This window comes from Nocardia carnea (genome assembly GCF_029868855.1).
Classification (GTDB): Bacteria; Actinomycetota; Actinomycetes; order Mycobacteriales; family Mycobacteriaceae; genus Nocardia; species Nocardia carnea_A.
Genome location: NZ_JARWOV010000288.1, coordinates 1 through 18,858 on the forward strand (window position 1 = coordinate 1; position 18,858 = coordinate 18,858).

16 protein-coding genes are annotated in these 18,858 nt (G+C 68.8%); 9 read left to right on the forward strand and 7 right to left on the reverse strand.

All coding sequences use genetic code 11. The features are described from left to right. Positions 1–232: 232 nt before the first annotated feature. Entirely contained in the window at positions 233–646 is a 414-nt protein-coding gene (locus QH195_RS29700; RefSeq protein WP_030522220.1) for a DUF5319 domain-containing protein, read from the reverse strand. A gap of 268 nt (positions 647–914) precedes the next feature. Here QH195_RS29700 and guaB point away from each other — a divergent pair, with 268 nt between their 5' ends. From guaB to guaA, 3 genes are all read left to right on the forward strand, one after another. Next, complete coding sequence (gene guaB / locus QH195_RS29705) at positions 915–2,456, forward strand: IMP dehydrogenase (protein WP_280426713.1); 1,542 nt, start codon at positions 915–917, stop codon at positions 2,454–2,456. Positions 2,457–3,037: 581 nt separating this feature from the next. Beyond that, the gene (locus tag QH195_RS29710) at positions 3,038–4,213 is read left to right on the forward strand and encodes a GuaB3 family IMP dehydrogenase-related protein (protein ID WP_280426714.1); all 1,176 of its coding nucleotides are present in this window, start codon (positions 3,038–3,040) and stop codon (positions 4,211–4,213) included. 54 nt (positions 4,214–4,267) lie between these two features. Continuing rightward, entirely contained in the window at positions 4,268–5,839 is a 1,572-nt protein-coding gene (gene guaA / locus QH195_RS29715) for a glutamine-hydrolyzing GMP synthase (RefSeq protein WP_280437815.1), read from the forward strand. A gap of 89 nt (positions 5,840–5,928) precedes the next feature. Here the strand turns inward: guaA and QH195_RS29720 are convergent, their stop codons facing one another. Both QH195_RS29720 and QH195_RS29725 read right to left on the reverse strand, forming a co-directional pair. Next, positions 5,929–6,180, reverse strand: coding sequence for a hypothetical protein (locus QH195_RS29720; protein WP_280426716.1), 252 nt, complete (start codon positions 6,178–6,180; stop codon positions 5,929–5,931). Continuing rightward, positions 6,173–7,732, reverse strand: a complete 1,560-nt coding sequence (locus QH195_RS29725) for a PspC domain-containing protein (protein WP_280437816.1) — start codon at positions 7,730–7,732, stop codon at positions 6,173–6,175. Before QH195_RS29725 ends, QH195_RS29720 begins: the two co-directional genes overlap by 8 nt. 313 nt (positions 7,733–8,045) lie before the next feature. Here QH195_RS29725 and QH195_RS29730 point away from each other — a divergent pair, with 313 nt between their 5' ends. After that, positions 8,046–9,479 carry an ATP-binding protein gene (locus QH195_RS29730; protein ID WP_280437817.1) on the forward strand — a complete coding sequence of 478 codons (1,434 nt, stop codon included), beginning with the start codon at positions 8,046–8,048 and terminating at the stop codon, positions 9,477–9,479. Positions 9,480–9,659: 180 nt separating this feature from the next. Beyond that, positions 9,660–10,316: a response regulator transcription factor gene (locus tag QH195_RS29735; RefSeq protein WP_280426719.1), complete on the forward strand. Its 657-nt coding sequence runs from the start codon at positions 9,660–9,662 to the stop codon at positions 10,314–10,316. Between the two features lie 41 nt (positions 10,317–10,357). On the opposite strand, the gene QH195_RS29740 is transcribed toward QH195_RS29735, so the two are convergent. After that, complete coding sequence (locus QH195_RS29740; protein ID WP_280437818.1) at positions 10,358–11,539, reverse strand: class I SAM-dependent methyltransferase; 1,182 nt, start codon at positions 11,537–11,539, stop codon at positions 10,358–10,360. 166 nt (positions 11,540–11,705) lie between these two features. Here QH195_RS29740 and QH195_RS29745 point away from each other — a divergent pair, with 166 nt between their 5' ends. Both QH195_RS29745 and QH195_RS29750 read left to right on the forward strand, forming a co-directional pair. Next, the gene (locus QH195_RS29745; protein WP_280437819.1) at positions 11,706–12,332 is read left to right on the forward strand and encodes an AMIN-like domain-containing (lipo)protein; all 627 of its coding nucleotides are present in this window, start codon (positions 11,706–11,708) and stop codon (positions 12,330–12,332) included. A gap of 153 nt (positions 12,333–12,485) precedes the next feature. Further along, on the forward strand, positions 12,486–13,016 hold the full coding sequence (locus tag QH195_RS29750; protein WP_280426722.1) for a hypothetical protein: 531 nt from the start codon (positions 12,486–12,488) through the stop codon (positions 13,014–13,016). A 6-nt stretch (positions 13,017–13,022) separates the two neighbouring features. On the opposite strand, the gene QH195_RS29755 is transcribed toward QH195_RS29750, so the two are convergent. Next, complete coding sequence (locus QH195_RS29755) at positions 13,023–14,588, reverse strand: DNA polymerase Y family protein (protein ID WP_280437820.1); 1,566 nt, start codon at positions 14,586–14,588, stop codon at positions 13,023–13,025. 399 nt (positions 14,589–14,987) lie between these two features. Next, positions 14,988–15,776, reverse strand: coding sequence for a hypothetical protein (locus QH195_RS29760; protein ID WP_280437821.1), 789 nt, complete (start codon positions 15,774–15,776; stop codon positions 14,988–14,990). A 238-nt stretch (positions 15,777–16,014) separates the two neighbouring features. Between QH195_RS29760 and QH195_RS29765 the strand changes: the two genes are divergently transcribed. Both QH195_RS29765 and QH195_RS29770 read left to right on the forward strand, forming a co-directional pair. Beyond that, positions 16,015–17,145: a serine/threonine-protein kinase gene (locus QH195_RS29765; RefSeq protein ID WP_280426725.1), complete on the forward strand. Its 1,131-nt coding sequence runs from the start codon at positions 16,015–16,017 to the stop codon at positions 17,143–17,145. 303 nt (positions 17,146–17,448) lie between these two features. After that, a complete protein-coding gene (locus QH195_RS29770; protein WP_195056507.1) occupies positions 17,449–18,306 on the forward strand; it encodes a Bax inhibitor-1/YccA family protein in 858 nt (285 codons plus the stop codon). A gap of 107 nt (positions 18,307–18,413) precedes the next feature. Here the strand turns inward: QH195_RS29770 and QH195_RS29775 are convergent, their stop codons facing one another. Then, positions 18,414–18,749: a hypothetical protein gene (locus QH195_RS29775; protein ID WP_280426726.1), complete on the reverse strand. Its 336-nt coding sequence runs from the start codon at positions 18,747–18,749 to the stop codon at positions 18,414–18,416. Positions 18,750–18,858: the final 109 nt, after the last annotated feature.

Below are 18,858 nucleotides of genomic sequence, written 5' to 3' on the forward strand. Positions count from 1 at the left end.
CCGCCCCCCCCCCCAACTAACCGGGGCCCCGCCCCCCTATGGGGGGGGGGGTGGGTCACCTTAAACCCCGGGGGGGCCGTCCCCCCCGTGGTGGCGGGCCACACGGGTTTTCCGCGTGATGCGGCGGGCTGTGCGTTCAGACCCTGGTGCGGACATGCGAAAACGATCGGCCGTCGTATGGCGGTCGATCATGCCGGATTCGACCGGCGGCTCCGACCGGGCGTCGAAGGACTCAGCTGTCGAAAGCGTCGAACCCGTCGCCGTGGAACGCCTCATTCATGGAGGCATCGGCGTAGCCGCGACAGTAATCCCAGGTGACGTAGGCTTCCGGAGTCGGATCGTAGGCAGGCTCATGCGGCCGGACCGTGCCGTCGACCAGGAGCTGTAACAAATTGGCGCGCAGCATGTCCCAGTCGTGATAGTGATCCTGCCGACAGTCCTCGCAGCTCACCACCAACCCGCGGATACCGCGGTGGGCCAGTAGCGCCTCGTAGACTGCGAGATCGGCGAGATCCTCTTCGACCGCAAGGCGCTCATGAGGATCCAGCGGTTCCCCCGGCTCGATGGCATCGAGCGCGGCGGACGGGTCGGCGGGGTCTCCGGCGAACGGATCCGGCGGCAAGCCAGGTGGTAGATGGTCACGCACATCCCCACGGTACGCAGAACAGGGTGGTCTGCGCCAGCCGTCCGCGCCGTCAGTTTCGCCGTTGCCTCCGGTGGACCGGCACAGCCCTCAGTTGATCCGGGGTACAACCGGACCGATACCATGGTGTCGAGCGCCGACGAGCACCAGTTCACCCGGCACTGCCGCCGGAATAAACGATCCGGCGCCGCACGTTTGTTCCCAGTTACAGTTTGCTATCGGGCCGTCACATCTCGATAGCTCAGCCGACGTCCAGGAGGGGTCGATCCGAATGAGTAATCCCGTACCGGGCGAGCGCACGATTGTCCGCCCTCCTACGGGTGGTGACGATCCGAACAAGATCGCCATGCTCGGCCTCACCTTCGACGATGTGCTGCTGCTGCCCGCCGCGTCCGACCTCATCCCCAGCACGGTGGAGACGTCGAGTCAGCTGACCAGGGAGATCCGGTTGCGGACCCCGCTGGTCAGTTCCGCGATGGATACCGTCACCGAGGCCCGGATGGCGATCGCCATGGCCCGCGCCGGCGGTATGGGTGTGCTGCACCGCAACCTCTCGGTGGCCGATCAGGCGGGCCAGGTGGAGACGGTCAAACGATCCGAGGCCGGGATGGTCACCGATCCCGTGACCTGCCGCCCCACCGATACGCTGGCCGAGGTCGACGCCATGTGTGCCCGGTTCCGGATCTCCGGTCTGCCGGTGGTCGACGAAACGGGTGCGCTGGTCGGCATCATCACCAATCGCGATATGCGTTTCGAGGTCGATCAGAACCGCCGCGTCGCCGATGTGATGACCCCGGCGCCGCTGATCACCGCCCAGGAGGGCGTCACCGCGGAGGCCGCGCTCGGGCTGCTGCGCCGCCACAAGGTGGAAAAGCTCCCCATCGTCGACGGTGAGGGCAGACTGCGCGGGCTCATCACCGTCAAAGACTTCGTGAAAACCGATCAGTATCCCGACGCCACCAAGGACCGGGACGGCCGGCTGCTGGTCGGGGCCGCGGTGGGTGTCGGCGACGACGCCTGGTCGCGAGCCATGACCCTGGCCGACGCCGGCGCCGATGTCCTCGTGGTGGATACCGCGCACGGGCATCAGCGGCAGGTGCTCAGCATGGTCAGCAAGGTCAAGGCCGAGGTCGGTGACCGTATCCAGGTCATCGGCGGCAATATCGCCACCCGGGCCGGGGCCGCGGCGCTGGTCGAGGCCGGGGCCGACGCGGTGAAAGTGGGTGTCGGGCCCGGCTCCATCTGCACCACCCGCGTGGTGGCCGGTGTCGGTGCGCCGCAGATCACCGCGATCCTGGAAGCGGTCGCCGTCTGCGCGCCCGCGGGTGTGCCGGTGGTCGCCGACGGCGGGATCCAGTTCTCCGGCGATATCGCGAAGGCCATCGCCGCCGGCGCCTCCACGGTGATGCTCGGCTCGGTACTGGCCGGAACCGCCGAATCGCCCGGCGAGCTGATCCTCGTGGGCGGCAAACAGTTCAAGAGCTACCGCGGCATGGGGTCGCTGGGCGCCATGCAGGGACGCGGCCAGGCGAAATCGTTCTCCAAGGACCGGTATTTCCAGGACGACGTGCTGGCCGAGGACAAGCTCGTCCCGGAAGGGATCGAGGGCCGGGTGCCGTTCCGGGGTCCGGTGAACCAGGTGATCCACCAACTGGTCGGCGGCCTCCGCGCGGCCATGGGCTACACCGGCGCGCAGAATATCGCCGCTCTGCAGGAAGCCCAGTTCGTCCAGATCACCGCGGCGGGTCTCAAGGAGAGCCACCCGCACGACATCACGATGACCGTGGAGGCACCGAACTACACCGGACGGTGATCTGTGTCTTTCGGCGGCGCCCCGGGTTTCGGGCCCCTGAGGTCCAAAACCTCTCAGGGCCTCGCTGAACTCGGCAGCACGGCTGGGCACGTGCCGTGGCGTTTTCCGAGGACGCCGGCGAACCTGGAGTTCGGCTCCTGGAGGAGTCTCGCCGGGGTGTAGCCACCGCTGGATACATTGTCGTCGGACGTGCTCGGACCCGGCGGGCTCGCGCTGAACACGGGTTCAGAGATCGGTGTGCCGAGTCTGTCCGAGGGCAGGATCCGTGCGTCGTCGAACCGGAAACACAGTGACTACTGCGGACCGGTAGTGCACCGGCCCTGGTCGGTCGGCGCACCGACCCCCAACCGTCTGAGCCGCGGCTGACCGGGGTGTGTAAGGTTTAGTCGCAATATGCGAGTTCACCAGGTGAAACGCAGGGACATCGGTGCCGAGTCCTACGAGGCCCGCAGAGGGTAACGGTCGTTTCGGCCCTCGGAGGGTATGTGCCGGCGGGCGCCGGCCTCGAGGACCGACAGGTGACGCGGAGGGGTCGCGACCCCTGCGCCGTCGGAGGCGGCGCCAAAACACAGGAGCTATTTGTGCGCGATATGGTCGAGATCGGGATGGGTAGGACGGCTCGCCGGACCTACGAGCTGGACGATGTCGATATCGTTCCCTCGCGCCGGACCCGTTCGGCGAGCCAGGTATCGCTGGCGTGGCAGCTGGACGCCTACCGGTTCGATATCCCCTTCCTCACCCACCCGACCGATGCGCTGGTCTCGCCGGAATTCGCCATCGAGATCGGCCGCCGCGGCGGACTCGGCGTGATCAACGGTGAGGGGTTGTGGGCCCGCCACGCGGATGTCTCCGCCAAGATCGACCAGCTGCTCGAGCTCGCCGACAAGGGCAGCTACCAGCGGGCGACCGCCTTCCTGCAGGAATTGCACGCCGCGCCCATGCAGCCCGATCTGCTGGCCGCGGCGGTCGCCCAGGTGCGGGCCGGCGGGGTCACCGTCGCGGTGCGGGTGAGCCCGCAGAACGCCCAAGCTCTCACGCCCGGTCTGCTGCAGGCCGGGATCGATCTGCTGGTGGTGCAGGGCACGATCATTTCGGCCGAGCATGTGGGCGCGGGCGAACCGCTGAACCTCAAGACTTTCATCGCGGAACTGGACGTGCCGGTCGTCGCCGGCGGGGTCAGTGATCATCGCACCGCACTGCATCTGATGCGTACCGGTGCCGCCGGGGTGATCGTGGGTTACGGTTCGCAGCCGGGCGCCACCACCACCGGCGAAGTTCTCGGTATCGGGGTACCGATGGCGACCGCGATCGCCGACGCTGCCGCGGCCCGCCGTGACTACCTGGACGAAACCGGTGGCCGCTACGTGCATGTGATCGCCGACGGCGATATCAACACCTCCGGTCAGCTCGCCAAGGCCATCGCCTGCGGCGCGGACGCAGCCATGCTGGGTGCGCCGCTCGCGATTGCGGCCGAAGCCCCTGGCCGCGGCTGGTACTGGCCCTCGGCCGCCGCCCACCCCTCGGTGCCGCGGGGATCGCTGCTCTCGCTGGACGAGCCGTGGGATCTCGCCGAAGAACTGCTCGGGCAGACGCCGCCGGCCCCGGTGCGCCCCAGCCTGGAACAGCTGCTGACCGGTCCTTCCGACGATCCGTTCGGATCCCTGAACCTCGTCGGCGGCCTGCGCCGCTCGATGGCCAAGGCCGGATACTCCGACCTCAAGGAATTCCAGAAGGTCGGCCTCAGTGTCCGTGCCTGAGTCCGAGGGTATGGGCGTGCGAGGCGCTATCCGGGGCTCACTAGACTCTTGCGGGTGACACATTCCCAGAGGCCCGTTCTTGTTGTCGACTTCGGTGCGCAGTACGCGCAGTTGATTGCCCGCCGGGTCCGGGAGGCGAGTGTCTACTCGGAGGTGGTCTCGCATACCGCCACCGTGGCGGAGATCGCCGAGAAGAAACCGCTGGCGGTGATCCTGTCCGGTGGCCCGGCCAGCGTGTACGCGGAGGATGCACCGACCCTCGATCCGCGCCTTTTCGACTTGGATGTTCCGGTTTTCGGTATCTGCTACGGCTTCCAGGCGATGGCACAGGCGCTGGGCGGCACCGTGACGAATACGGGCACTCGCGAATACGGCCGCACCGAACTCGATATCGACGGTGGACTGCTGCACGAGGGGCTGCCCCGGCTGCAACCGGTATGGATGAGCCATGGGGACGCGGTCACCGACGCTCCGGAGGGTTTCGAGGTCACCGGTACGACGGTGGGTGCGCCGGTCGCGGCGTTCGAGAACCGGGCCCGGCGGCTGGCCGGTGTGCAATACCACCCCGAGGTGCTGCATTCGCCACATGGGCAGCAGGTGCTGAGCCGGTTCCTGCACGAGATGGCGGGGATCAAGCCGGACTGGACGCCGGCCAATATCGCCGACGCGATGATCGAGCGGGTACGCGAACAGATCGGCGACGGGCATGCGATCTGCGCTCTGTCCGGCGGGGTCGACAGCGCGGTGGCGGGCGCCCTGGTGCAGCGTGCCATCGGGGACAAGCTGACCTGTGTTTTCGTCGATCACGGATTGCTGCGGGCCGGTGAGCGCGAACAGGTGCAACGGGATTTCGTGGCGGCTACCGGGGCCCGGCTGGTCACCGTGGACGCGGTCGACAAGTTCCTGGGTGAACTGAAGGGCGTCACCGACCCCGAGGAGAAGCGCAAGATCATCGGGCGAGAGTTCATCCGGTCCTTCGAGGACGCGGTGGGCGAGGTCGTGGGTGAGCAGTCCGCGGGCCAGGACGTACCGGCGGTCGAATACCTGGTGCAGGGCACGCTGTACCCGGATGTGGTGGAATCCGGCGGCGGTAGCGGTACCGCGAACATCAAATCGCATCACAACGTGGGCGGTCTGCCCGACGATCTGGAATTCGAACTGGTCGAACCGCTGCGGCTGCTGTTCAAGGACGAGGTCCGGGCCGTCGGCCGGGAGCTCGGCCTGCCCGAGGAGATCGTCGCCCGGCAGCCGTTCCCCGGCCCCGGCCTGGCGATCCGGATCATCGGTGAGGTCACCGAGGACCGGTTGCGGACGCTGCGGCAGGCCGATGCCATCGCCCGGGAAGAACTCACCGCGGCGGGGCTGGACAGGCAGATCTGGCAGTGCCCGGTGGTGCTGCTCGCGGATGTGCGCAGTGTCGGGGTCCAGGGCGACGGCCGTACCTACGGGCATCCGATCGTGCTGCGCCCGGTGTCCAGCGAGGATGCGATGACCGCGGACTGGACCCGGCTGCCCTACGAGGTGCTGGAGCGGATCTCGACCCGGATCACCAACGAGGTGAACGAGGTCAACCGCGTGGTACTGGATGTGACGAGCAAACCGCCGGGCACCATCGAGTGGGAGTGAACCGACAGCGGAACGCCCGGACCTCGTAGGGATCCGGGCGTTCCGTTCGGTAGGGCGCCGTTCGACGAGAACCGGCGTCGGCGGCCGGGTTACCGGCGCATTCTCGGGGAGATCACCAGTACCACGCCCACCACGATCGCGGCCGCGACGACGATCCAGCCGACCGGGATCATGGAGGTGACGTTCCACTGCTCCGGTCCGGCCAGTGCCCAGATACTCACCAGCAGCGCCAGCAGACCGGTGACGAACAATCCGGCGGAGAACCCTCCGCGGCGGGCCTGCCCGGCCGGTCCGCAGTCGCCCGATATGTCCGCGTGCGATTTCGTTTCCTGCTCAGCCACGACGCACCTCCGCTTCACCCATCCGGACCTGCACGTTCAAATTCAGCACCGGCGCATCCCCACCGGGACCGGTGAGCCCGTCCGGGCAGTTCGCCTCGCCCATCCGGACGGTGCAATCAGTGCGCACATTCATGTTGTCGGGTACCAGGACCACCGCCTGACCCATCTGCACGGAAAGGTCGACCGTGCGATCCGCGGTCAGTTCGATACCGCGCAGATCCAGCGTGCCGGACCCCATGGTCACCGTGTATTCCGGTCGCATATCGGCGGCCGCGGCGGGGGCCCAGGTGCGTTCGCCCATGGTGCTGCTCTGGAAATCCACCGGCCCTACCGCGGCGGCCAGAATGACTAAGGCCGCCAGCGGGGCGGTGACCAGCAGCAGTCCGTGACCGCGACGCCGGAAGGCGCCGAGCATCAATCCGAGCCCGACCACCGCGAGTGCGATCGCGGCGATGCGGCCCGGCGTCATCCATTCGGCTCCCGCCACGGCTGCCGCACCGGCGCCTGCCGCGGCGAGGATGGCCAGGCCGAGCACGACCGCGGTGAAACGTGACCGGGGGCGCTTCTCGGTGAGCACCGACACCGGCTGCGCCGGGGTGGGGTCGGGCAGGTCCCAGGCGAGCGGCGCGACACCCAGCGGGTCCCAGGAGGGTGGCGTGCGGTCGGTGAGGCCCGTGGATTTACTCCTGGCGATGGTGGGCCGCGGGGTGTGCGACTGGTCCGAACCGGTATCCCGTGCCGAGTCCGGCGCGACCGGGGGAGCAGGGTGGCCCGGTTTCTCGGCCGCGGTGGTATCGGACGCGCCCGGGGTCGGATCGTCGGTCGGTACGGCTTCGGCCGGCGGATCGGAGGAAGGTTCGGAGGCCGCGCCCTTCGTGAGGTTCGGGCCGCTGGTGCCGGCCGCTTCGGAAGCGGCGCTGCCGGTGGCGACGTCGGCCTGTGGCGGGTCCGCGGCCGGATTGTCCGGGACATATTGATCCGGCAGCTTGGTATAGGGGGTATATATTCCGGTGTATCGGGAAATATAGGGATCTGCGCCGCCCTGCGGGAACGTGGCGCCGGGGTATCCGGTCGTACCCGGACCCGCCAGCGACTCCGGAGCGGCCGCCCCCGCGGGCAGCGGCGGCGGTTGCGGCGCCCGTAGGTACAGCATCCACCAGCCGGCCAGCATGAGCGCCAGCGCGATCACCCCCGACCCGCCGAGCCCCACACCCACCGGTCCCATGGTGCTCACCGCGATCGCCAGCGCCACGATCAACACGATCGTCTTGGTCTGGCTCTGCGAATCCTGCCGTTTACGGGTCAGCGATTCCGCCATCGACGTACTTTCGCCGGCTTCCGGGAACATCAGCCACCCGAACAGGTAGAGCACGATTCCCGCCCCGCCGAAGAGGGTCGACACCACGAACGCCACCCGCACCAGCACCGGGTCTATGCCGTAGCGGTGCCCGACCCCGGCCGCGACCCCGGCGATCGGCCCGCGCCGGGGCAGGCGGGTCGGCCGGGTCTGCCACATCTGGTGGAGCTGATCACCGAAGCTGGTTCTCGTCATGAAACCCATGCTCCGCTTCCTGCGGGCTCTCTCACATCGGGGGGAACCCTGAAGTTGGTCCCGAAAAACTCCCCGACCGCCGCCTGACCGGCCTCGATGTTCGGCCCGGTCGGCCCTCAGGTCAGCAGTTCGGCTCCGGTTCTCCCGTTCGAACCATCCGGCAACCGTGCGGCTGCCCCGGACGGCGCCAGAACGCAGCGGAGGAGAACAGCCGAGCGTCCTGAACCCCGCGGCGTCGAAGCCGGCGCCATGAGCACAGATCAGGGTGTTTCCCCATGGCCGGGCAGGTTGTGGACGTGCCAGTATCGAGAGTATGTGCCCGTTCGGACCTGCCTTCTACGCCCCGGGTGCCGACCGTCCCGTGGCCGAACCGGATACCGCGGGCGGGCGGCTGGTACGCCGGTCCGGTGGCCGGATCGTCGGCGGGGTCGCCGGTGGCGTGGCCGACCATCTCGGGATCGACGTACTCAAGGTGCGGATGGCTTTCGTCCTGCTCTCGGCGCTCGCCGGGGCCGGGATAGTCGCCTACGGCCTGCTGTGGATCTTCACGCCCGGTGGTGGCGACGACGCCCGGCCCTCCGGAACGGAACGCCGCCAGGCGATCGGGCTGGCACTGCTCGGCTTGGGCCTGTCCGTAGCCGTTTCGTGGGCATTCAGCGGAACGGTCGCCCGCGTGATCGCGCCGCTGCTGGTGATCGCGGTGGGCGCCGCGCTGGTGTGGCGGGAATACGACGCCGACGGCCCACGGTCGCTGGTCGGGATACCGGCGAAACCGTCGGTGGTCACCTGGTCGCGGATCATCGCCGGGGTGACCCTTGTGGTGGTGGGTCTGGCGGTGGTGGTGCTGTCGCAGGTCGACTGGGGTTCGCTCGGTTCGGCGCTGCTGGCGGTGGCGGCGACCCTGATCGGGGTCGGCCTGCTGACCGTCCCGCTCGGTCTGCGGATGATGCATTCGCTCAATGCCGAACGCGCGGCCCGTATCCGTAACGAGGAGCGCGAGGAGATCGCCTCCCACCTCCACGATTCGGTGCTGCAGACGCTGGCGCTGATCCAGCGCCAAGCGGGCGATCAACAGGAGGTGCTGCGCCTGGCGCGTAGTCAGGAACGCGAATTGCGGCGCTGGCTGTTCGCCGACGCCGGCCCCGCCGAATCGAGTCTCGCCGTCGCCCTGCGCACCATCGCCGGTGAAGTGGAGGATCAGCACGGCGTGAAGGTCACCCCGGTGACCGTGGGAGATGTGGCGATGGACGGCGAGGACAGCGGATCCGGCCTGCCGAAGGAACATTTCACCGCCGTTCTGGGTGCCACCCGGGAAGCACTGGTGAACGCCGCCAAACACGCCGGCGTAACCGATATCGACCTGTTCGCCGAGACGGAACCACACCAGGTCAGCGTGTTCGTTCGCGACCGCGGGATCGGTTTCGATCCCGATTCGGTTCCCGCGGACCGGCACGGCCTCGCCCGCTCCATCCGGGCACGTGTGGAGCGGCGCGGCGGAACGGTGGAGATCGTCTCGGCGCCCGGACGCGGCACGGAGGTACGGGTCTTTCTGCCACGAACCGATTCCGGCACCGACGATGCAGCCGGCGTGGGTGAAGGCGACCGGTCCGCGGGTTTCGTTTCCACCGATGGTGCCTTCGAACCCGCGTCCCCCGAATCCGCGGAGACATCCGGGCCCGCCGATATCGCCGGTCCGCAGGCCGAGCCTGTTCGCGCACCGCACGTGCGCCACCAGGAAATTCGTTGACCGAGGTCGATGGCAATGCGGCCCCGGTAGCGGCGTATCGAAGCGGATGTACGAAACGGGCTGCGGCCACAGCGGGATCGCGCTGTGGGGGAACCCCGAGGCGCTCATCGGCTACGGCCGTATCACCCGGACGTGCCCACTGTGCATGGGTAGTCTCCGTGAGGAAGCCGAGGCGGCGCCATGAATGAAGAGAGGCTGGGTGTGCGGGTTTTTCTCGTCGACGATCATGCGGTGTTCCGGTCCGGTGTGCGGGCCGAGTTGAGCCGGGAAACCGATATGGAAGTGGTCGGAGAGGCCGGGGGCGTGGCCGAGGCGGTGGCGGGTATCAATGCCGCGAAACCCGATGTGGTGCTGCTCGATGTCCATATGCCCGCCGGGGGCGGGGTGGCGGTGTTGAACGGGATCGACAGTGGCCCGGTGTGTCTGGCGTTGAGTGTTTCCGACGCCGCCGAAGACGTGATCGCGGTGATCCGGGCCGGCGCCCGCGGCTATGTGACGAAGACGATTTCCGGGGCCGAACTGGCCGACGGGATCCGCCGTGTGGCCGGTGGGGATGCCGTGTTCAGTCCGCGGCTGGCCGGTTTCGTACTGGATTCGTTCACCGGGAAATCACCGGTACCCGAGCCGCCCCTGGACCCCGAACTCGATTCGCTGACCCCCCGTGAATTGGAGGTACTGCGACTCCTGGCCCGTGGTTACACCTATCGCGAGATCGCCGAGAAACTGTTCATCTCGGTGAAGACCGTGGAAACCCACGCATCGAACGTGCTCCGCAAAACCCAGCAGTCCAACCGCAACGCACTCACCCGCTGGGCCCACCGCCGCCGAATCGACTGAGCACCTCCGCCCTATACGGATGGCCTACTCCGACAAAAGGATCAGCAGAACCGCGCCCCCGCCACCCCCGGTGCGGCCCCGTCGAAACCATGTAACCCGCGCACGGAACGAGTGACCGTGAATTTCCGGTTCCGGCTCACCACCTCTGTGCGGCCCACCATTCGCTCCACCACCGTGCGGTGGTTGAGGTGATTGTTGTAGACCGTCCACAGTTCCCCACCCGGACGCAGGACCTTGCCGGTGCGGGCGAACATCTTGATCGCCGAACCGGTGTGCACGGCGGCGCCCACATGGAACGGGGGATTGCACACCACGAGGTCGGCGCTGTTGTCGGCGGCGGCGGACATGGCGTCGTCCCGTACCACGGTGACCTGGTCGGTGACCGCGTTGGCCGCGGCGGTCGCCGTCGCCGAGGCCACCGCCGCGGCCGATTGGTCGGTGCCCACCACCGTGATTCCCGGGCGGGACCGGGCGAGCGCGACGGCCAGTATCCCGGTGCCACAGCCGAGGTCGATGGCGTCGCGGGCATCGGGTTTCATGGCGCGCAGATGCTCCAGGAGGAACCGGGTGCCGATATCCAGGCGCGGCCCGGAGAAGGCGGCCCCGTGCGCGACCACGTCGATACCGAATTCGCCGATGTGCTCACGCAGCGGAAACCGTGGATCGCCCACCGGTTTCGGCCCGCGCACCAGCAGAGTACGTGATTTCTGGCGGCCGCGGCTGGCCCGTACTTCGGTGAAGGATTCGCCCAGTACATCGTTCATCGCCTTGGTGAGGTACTTGTCCCGGCCGCCGGCGAATACCTGGACTTCGGGACGGGCGTAACGGGCGATGGCATCGGCGATCTCGGCGAGTCCGGCCAGTACCCGCGGTAGTCGCAGCAGGACGACGGTCGCATCGCGCAGCAGGTTTTCGTCGAGGGCGTGTGCGGTGTAGCGGTCGCCGAGTCCGAATGCGCGGGCATTGGCGGCGAGTGCGAGTTCGCCGGTCAGTAGGTCCTGGTGGACGCGGATCCGGTGCAGATCGTGGGTGGCGGCGGCGCCGAGGGTGAGTGCGCCGTAGTTGTCGCCGATCACCACCACTTTCCCGGGCTCGGTGGTGGCGAGGGTGTCCGCGGCCACGTCGAGGATGAGACGGTCCGCGGCGTCGACGGCGTACAGGTTGGCGGCTTCCACATCCGGGTAGCGGCGCAACCGTCCTAGTAGGTCCTCCACGTCTCGCACATGACAAGTGTGCTAGATCGTTGCCGGGCGTCGCCGCGCGGCCCGGTGGATACGCTTCGCGCGGCATGGTGCGAGGGCCGCGCGCGGTCGGCTGCCGGTACTCGGGCCACACCGTGAGAGCTGGCGTTATCGCAGGACAGCGGCGGCTGCCGTTAGCATCGGCGATATGCGTACCGGGCGATTACTGGTGGTGGCGGTGATGCTGGCGGCTCTCGCCGGGTGCGCCGATTCGGGGTCGACACCGCCGGTTAGCTCTTCGCCCAGGAGTCCCGCGGTACCCAGTTCGGAAGTGGCCACCCCGGGCCTGCCCGTACCGCCGGTGCCGCTGCCCGGGGAGTCGGCGCCCGCACCCGACGATACGGTGCCGAAGCAGGCGGAGGCCGCACCGGGCGCCATGCTCACCGTGACCGATATCCGGTTGAGTCGCCATGCGGGTTTCGACCGGGTCGAGTACTACCTGGGCGGACCGGGCACTCCCGGGTGGAGTGTGTGGTACACCGGCCGTGCCGTGCAGGACGGCAGCGGCCGGGAGCTCGAGGTGGCGGGGGATTCGGTGCTCGAGGTCCGGATCACCGGTTCGGCCTATCCGTTCGACAGCGGGGTCGCACCCTATGCCGGCCCGGACCCGGCCACCGACCCGGCGGTTCCCGGTATCGCCGGGGTGTATCGGACAACGGTGTTCGAGGGGATCACCCAGTCGTTCATCGGAGTCGCCGGCGACGAACCGGGCTTCACCGTTTCGGCGGCCACCATGCCGAACCGGCTGGTCGTCGACATCGCCACGGGTCGGTGACTCCGGGCGCGGGTATCGGTTGATCGACAATGCGGGCCTGGGCAGCGGAGAATCGTCTCGACACAGTACGGTTGTCAGCACCGGTGGCTCAGATGTCCGGCGCGCCGGGGCGAGAATACGGGGTCGTGGGCATCCGAGGGGAGTTTCAGATCGATGCGACGATTCGAACGAGCCGGGCTCGCCGCCGCACTGACCGCGCTGATCGCCGGCGGGTTCCTCGCCGCCTGCTCCAACACGGTGACCGGTACCGCGGAAGTGAACCAGAGCGAATTGCAGCTGTACACATCGGAGGTCAAATCCTCCTCGGCCGCGGCGTCGTCGTCGCGGGCGGCCGCTGCCGAGGCAGCCGCGACCGATGTGTGCGAGGCGCTGCGTGATCACAACAACCCGGCGGTCGACGCGTTCAACGCCTATATCGACGCCAGTGACAACAAGGCGCCGGATGTCGAGGCGAAGAAGGGCGCCGCGATCACCGCGTTGCGCGATACCGCCGGCAAGATCGACGAGCAACTCAGCCCCGATGTTCCCAACGACGTCTCGGCGCCGATGCGCACCTACCGCGACAATCTGAAAACCCTGGCCGACCTCCTCGAGCGCAATGCTTCGGTGGACGAGATCAACGGTCAGATCGATTCGTTCAACGGGGACAAGGACGCGGCCTTCGACGCCTGCGAACCGTACTGAGCCGGGTCAATCGTAGAGACCTTCGACGCACCATCGATCGTCCCGGGCGAGCAGCAGCAGGCTGTGCGGTCCCGGTAGTTCCACCTGGGCGCGGGCGGCGGGGGACGTGCCGGGTGCCCACCAGAGCTCGTCGAGCAGCCAGGGCCCGGCCCACGCGGTGAGCCGCCAGCTGGACCGCCCCCAGCGCAACCGTGCGGGCGGGCCGCTGAACAGGCCGCGTGCGGTGATCCGGACGGGAGTCCCGTCTGCTGCCTCGAGCGCGACGCGTGGGCGGTCGAGCATGAGGACGGCGGGGGCCGGTTCCGGCATCCGGCCCGGCCAGGGCGGCGCCGGATCGGTATCCGGCGCCGGTTCGTCGCCGAACGTGACCATGGTGACCCGTTCCGCGGGGCCGCGGCCGCCGCTGAGTACCCCCACCCGCACCGCGTCCCCGCCGAGCAGACCCTGGACGCGGACCAGGGCGCGCATGGCACGTTCGTCCCCGGACCCCGTATCGCCCCACAGGCCGAGCTGCAGGGCGGCGGCCGGTGCCACCTCCACCGGTATCAGGTGCAGCCCGGTGATCGCGGCGGTGGGGCGATCACCGGGTGGCCGGGTGAGCCAGCCGTCCAGTTGCCAGCGCACTCGGTCGGCCACACCGTCCGCGGTCAGCGGTTCGGCGCAGCGCCAGACCCGCGACAGTTCTTCTCCGGCCTCGGTTTCCGCGCGGATCTCCAGCCGGGTGCAGGCCAGGGATGCCGCCGACAGGTTCGCGGTGAGCCGGGTCGCGAGTAGCCGGCCGGTGAAGGCCGCGGCGTCGACCCGGTCGATCGGTGGTTCGCACGGCAGCCGGACCGCCACCTCCGGGGGCAGGCTCCGGGCCGCCGGTGGACGATCCGGCAGAGCGCGGGCGAGCCGGTGGGCCACGATCGCGTCCGCACCGAACCGTGAGGTGACCTGCGCGGTTGTGAGGGCGGCGAAATCCCCGATGCGGCGCAGCCCCAGCCGGTGCAGCAGATCCAGCAGTGCGGCGCGTTCCTTTTCCGCGGGGCCGGATTCGGCCGCGAGTTCGGTGATCGGCAGCGGTGCCAGGAACTGGGCATCCCGGCCGGGCGGTACGAGGGTGCTGTGCCGGGCGGCGACGATCGCGGTCGGGAGTTCGTCGGCGATCCCGATCCGGGCCTCCACTCCGGCGGTCGCCAGCGTGGCGAGCAGTTGCCGTACGGCCGCTTCGGCCGATCCGAAGTACCTGATCACTCCTCGCGCGGGCAGGACGAGCAGCCCGGGGCGCAGTATCTCGATTCCGGAGGCGAGACTGTCGACGGCCGCGGCGACCGGTTCGAACAGTCGCGCGTCGCGGTCCAGATCGGGCTGTGCGATATGGAGTTCCGGACAGCGGCTCTGTGCCTCGCGTTTACGCATACCGCGGCGCACTCCCGCCTCGCGGGCGGTGGCCGAACAGGTGACGACCCGGTTCGCGTGCAAAACCGCCACCGGCTGTTCCGCGGGCAGTCCCGCCCCGGCCGCCGCCGCGACCGCGGGCCAGTCGGGGCACCAGACCGCCAGCACCCGTGCGGCGGGGCGCGGGCTCATCGGTCCACCGTTCCGCTCCGGAAGGGAAATGATTCTCGAGTGTTCCGGGGAGCGCCGGCGGAATACCGGTACACGGCACCGCTGTTCGGGCGGCGGCGCCCCGGGTGTTCGTCTCCGGCCGGCCGGAACGCCCGGTGGAATTCGGCTCCGGTCCGCCGTGTGGTCCGGTGGGAATCGCCAATGACGGTTCCGGGTGTCCGGATGGGTTCGTCGTCGGGCGATCGGGACGCCTGAGCGAGTTCGCCTGCGCCCGGTCCGGCTGTCCGGGGCGGGCGGTAATCCGGCCGGCACGACCGAGCGAATGCGTTGTCTGCCGGTCCGGTCGACCGAGGGGGCTCGGCACCGGACGGAGGAAAGTCGCGGCAGAGGGGTTGGCGGAGGATACGGGGCGGGATCGGGTCAGGAAGCAACGGAGTCCTCCTGGCCTGATATTTCCGGCTGCTGCGCGGTGGTGGTCTCGTCGAGGGCGATCCATTCCACCCGGCCGCCGAGGGGGCGTGCGGCAACCCGGCCGCGGCGCGGGGTCCCGGCTCTGGTGTGAACTTCGATATCGAGGCTTATGGAACGGATCCGCCCGCTGCCCGTACCGAGCCCGGTGTAGCCGGCCACGCGGCTTTCCAGGCTCAGGTCCGGCGCGGGCCAGTTACCGCCGGTGACAAGCAAAGTGGCTCCTTTTCCGCGAGCTTTCGCGGCGAGCACCCGGGCGCGAGCGGGCGGGATCACGGCCTCGCCGAGACCGAGTACCACCAGGTCCATACCGTCCAGCAGAACCGCCGCCACCTCCATCGGGTCCTGGCCGGCATCGGGGATCATCGCGAGCCGGTCCAGCCGGGCGCCCATTTCCGCGGCGGCGAGCAGACCGAGCCGGGGCAGGCCGACCGCGGCCGCGTGCCCACCCGCCCCGGTGACTGCGGCGAACAACCCGGCCAGCAGCGTTCCGGCGCCGCTGTAGGAGACCACCGATCCCTTGACGAGACCGCGGTCGGGTAACAACGGGGCGAGGGCGGCCGGCACGGGAAGTACTTCGCGACCGACGGTCGAGGCCGGGGCGACCGGTGCCCGGGTACCGGTCGTACTGCGGGGTACGGGACCGGGCCCGCGGGCGCATCCGCTGCTCGCCCGCGCCCGGCGCAGTTCGGCCAGTTCGCGCAGTCGCGCCCCGCTCGCCTTCGGCGGCCGTGCCGTCATCACTCATCACCCACTTTCCGCGCCGATGCCGGAGGGCCGGGTGGCGTCACCGAGGTGGTCGGGCGCCGCCCCGGCTACTTCCTGTTTCGAACATACATTCGATACCTTATCGCTGGAAGACCCGAGCCCGGAAGCCTCCCCGAACAACTACGACCCGCTGTAGTGAATGCCGTCACGTGTCGGCCGTCGCCGTCTCCGAAACCGGCCAGCTACCACCGAATTCGACTAGTCTCACAGCATGATCGATCGCCCCCGTCCCATCGTCGGCCCCGATTATCTGGTGGCCGGCCGGTACCGCCTGCAGTCGAAACTGGGCGGTGGCGGTATGGGTGCGGTATGGCTGGCGCACGATCGGCTGCTCGATCGTGACGTCGCCATCAAGCAGGTGCTGTCCACGGCGGGCCTGGACGAGGCGGAAGCCCGCAAGATCCGCGATCACATCGTGCACGAGGGGCGGGTCGCCGCCAAGCTCTCCCACGAACACGCCATCGCCGTCTACGACGTGGTGCTCGAGGCCGGTGAACCCTGGCTGGTGATGGAGCATCTGCCCTCGCGCAGTGTCGCCCGGGCACTCGGGCTGGTGAACGCGCTGCCGGTGATCGAGGTCGCGCAGATCGGGGCGCAGGTCGCCGACGCGCTCGCCGCCGCGCACACCGTCGGGATCGTGCACCGCGATATCAAACCCGGCAATATCCTCGTCGCCGACCGGGGGCCGGCGGTCGGGATGGCGAAGCTCAGCGATTTCGGTATCTCCCGCAACGTCACCGAAGCCTCCGACGAACCCGACGGCATGATCACCGGCACCCCGGCCTACCTGCCGCCCGAAGTCGCCCGCGGCGCCCAGCCCACCGCCGCCAGCGATGTGTTCTCCCTCGGTGCCACCCTCTACACCGCCATCGAAGGTCAGCCGCCGTTCGGTATGGACGACAACAGCGACGCCATCGTGGAACGTGCCGCCATGGCGCAGATCAACCCACCCACGCGCAGCGGGGTGCTCACCCGCGTGCTGCTGCACATGATGGAACCCGCCCCGCAGCGCCGCCCCAGCATGGCGCAGGCACGGGACGAGATCCTGGCCGCGGCCTTCGGCCCCGGCGCCGCCGACAACATCCTCGGCGCCCCGGTGCGCACCGAGGACGGCACCATTCCGGCCTGGGCGGCCCGTAACTCCGCCGCCGGGCTGCGCAGCCCCCGCTCCGGCCCGCTGCCCCGCCGCGCCCAGCCGCAGCCCGTGAACCCTGCCCCGGCTCCCGTGCAGCAGATCGGCCGCGGGAGTTCCGGGCAGTCGCCCAGCCCCACCGTGGCCGTCACCATCGGACTGCTGATCGGGCTGGTCATCATCATCGTGATCCTCATGATGGTGATGTGACGGAGCGGCGCTTGCCGCGGTGATAGGCAGCGGCCTCGCATTATCGGATTCGCCACTATGTGCCGAGTGGATATCCCGGGTCCGTCGAGGTCGGGCGCGGACAACCGGATCCGTTTCGTGGACCGGTCCGTGACCCATAGCGGGCTCTCCGGCGGTAAGGTCCGGTTTGTCTGTCTTTTCGGCGCGCCCCGGGAACTCCGCCAGGGGTGGTGATCGTTGGATGGACAGTTGGATATCGAGTAACAGCTCGAGCCGACGGTCGTGCTCCGGTATGGCCAACGAACTCCGAGAAAGGGATTTGCGGTGCGCGCCACAAGCAATCCGGTATTCAAGAATCTGCCGAAGCAGGAAACCGGCTACGCGAGCTTCGGCTCGGCTGCTGCCGGCGCGGGACAGCTGGGTTACCAGTACGGCAACCAGCAGTATCCCCCGCAGTACCAGCAGCAGCCCTACCCGCCGCAGGCGCCGACCCGGTCGCTGACCATCGACGATGTGGTCACCAAAACCGGGATCACGCTGGGTGTACTCGCGCTGTCCGCGCTGGTCACCTACATTCTGACCAGCGCCAATACCGCGCTCGCCCCGATGTTCGTCATCGGCGGCGGCATCATCGGCCTGGTGCTCGTCCTGGTCGCCACCTTCGGTCGCAAGATGGACAACCCCGCGATCGTGCTCTCCTACGCGGTCGCCGAGGGTGTGTTCGTCGGCGCCCTGTCGTTCATGTTCACCGATATCACCTTCGGTGGCGCGGGCGGCGCGGGCATGATCGGGCAGGCCGTGCTGGGCACCTTCGGTGTGTTCGCGGGCATGCTCGTCGTCTACAAGACCGGCGCCATCCGGGTCACTCCGCGGTTCACCCGCATGCTCATCGGCGCCATGATCGGCATCCTGGTCCTGGTCGTCGGCAACCTGATCGCGAGCTTCTTCACCGACGGTGGTTTCGGCCTGCGTGACGGTGGCCCGGTCGCGATCATCTTCAGCCTGGTCGTCATCGCCATCGCCGCGTTCAGCTTCCTGCTCGACTTCGATGCCGCCGATCAGCTCATCCGCGCCCAGGCCCCGCCCAAGGCCGCCTGGGGCGTGGCGCTCGGACTCACGGTCACCCTGGTCTGGCTCTACGTCGAGATCCTGCGCCTGCTGAGCTACTTCCAGAGCGACTAGTGAACCCGACCGCTTCAGTGCGGTCAGGACACAAAAGAAGGCGGTCCCTCGCGGGGCCGCCTTCTTTCGGTCGTCTCACCTGGACGGGAGCGGCTACCCGAGTCGGTTCAGGGAAGAACCTGGGGAACGACGTCGGGATTCACCGCACCGACCAGCGCGCCGATCAGCCCACCGAGAATCGGCCCACCGGAACCGGTGGCCGATCCGACCGCCGAGCCGATCCCGGCTCCCAGCGCAGCGCCGTTCAACACTGGATCGGGGTACTGGGCGCCCGGGTTGGTTGTGACGTCCTGCGGCTCCTCCAGCGGAAGACCGGCGACCGGCGTAGCGCGCGTTTCGGCCGTCGACCCGGCGTCAGCGGAGGCGCCTCCGGCGACGACGGTGGTGGCGATCAGCGGCAGCGCCGAGACCACGACGGTTCTGAGGACTTTCTTCGAGATCATTGTTCGCCTTTCGAACGAGTTGCGAAGCAGCCGAAGAGTATCCGTCAACACAGACAATCGCCACCGCTGGCAAAAGCTCGGGCACGGTGCCGCGTGGAGATGTGATCCA

Excerpts from the sequence above, each read along its gene's own strand:
- guaB (WP_280426713.1), top strand. The coding sequence starts at position 915 with ATGAGTAATCCCGTACCGGGCGAGCGCACGATTGTCCGCCCTCCTACG.
- QH195_RS29725 (WP_280437816.1), bottom strand. The coding sequence starts at position 7,732 with ATGACGAGAACCAGCTTCGGTGATCAGCTCCACCAGATGTGGCAGACC.
- QH195_RS29730 (WP_280437817.1), top strand. The coding sequence starts at position 8,046 with ATGTGCCCGTTCGGACCTGCCTTCTACGCCCCGGGTGCCGACCGTCCC.
- QH195_RS29735 (WP_280426719.1), top strand. The coding sequence starts at position 9,660 with ATGAATGAAGAGAGGCTGGGTGTGCGGGTTTTTCTCGTCGACGATCAT.
- QH195_RS29745 (WP_280437819.1), top strand. The coding sequence starts at position 11,706 with ATGCGTACCGGGCGATTACTGGTGGTGGCGGTGATGCTGGCGGCTCTC.
- QH195_RS29750 (WP_280426722.1), top strand. The coding sequence starts at position 12,486 with ATGCGACGATTCGAACGAGCCGGGCTCGCCGCCGCACTGACCGCGCTG.
- QH195_RS29755 (WP_280437820.1), bottom strand. The coding sequence starts at position 14,588 with ATGAGCCCGCGCCCCGCCGCACGGGTGCTGGCGGTCTGGTGCCCCGAC.
- QH195_RS29760 (WP_280437821.1), bottom strand. The coding sequence starts at position 15,776 with ATGACGGCACGGCCGCCGAAGGCGAGCGGGGCGCGACTGCGCGAACTG.
- QH195_RS29765 (WP_280426725.1), top strand. The coding sequence starts at position 16,015 with ATGATCGATCGCCCCCGTCCCATCGTCGGCCCCGATTATCTGGTGGCC.
- QH195_RS29775 (WP_280426726.1), bottom strand. The coding sequence starts at position 18,749 with ATGATCTCGAAGAAAGTCCTCAGAACCGTCGTGGTCTCGGCGCTGCCG.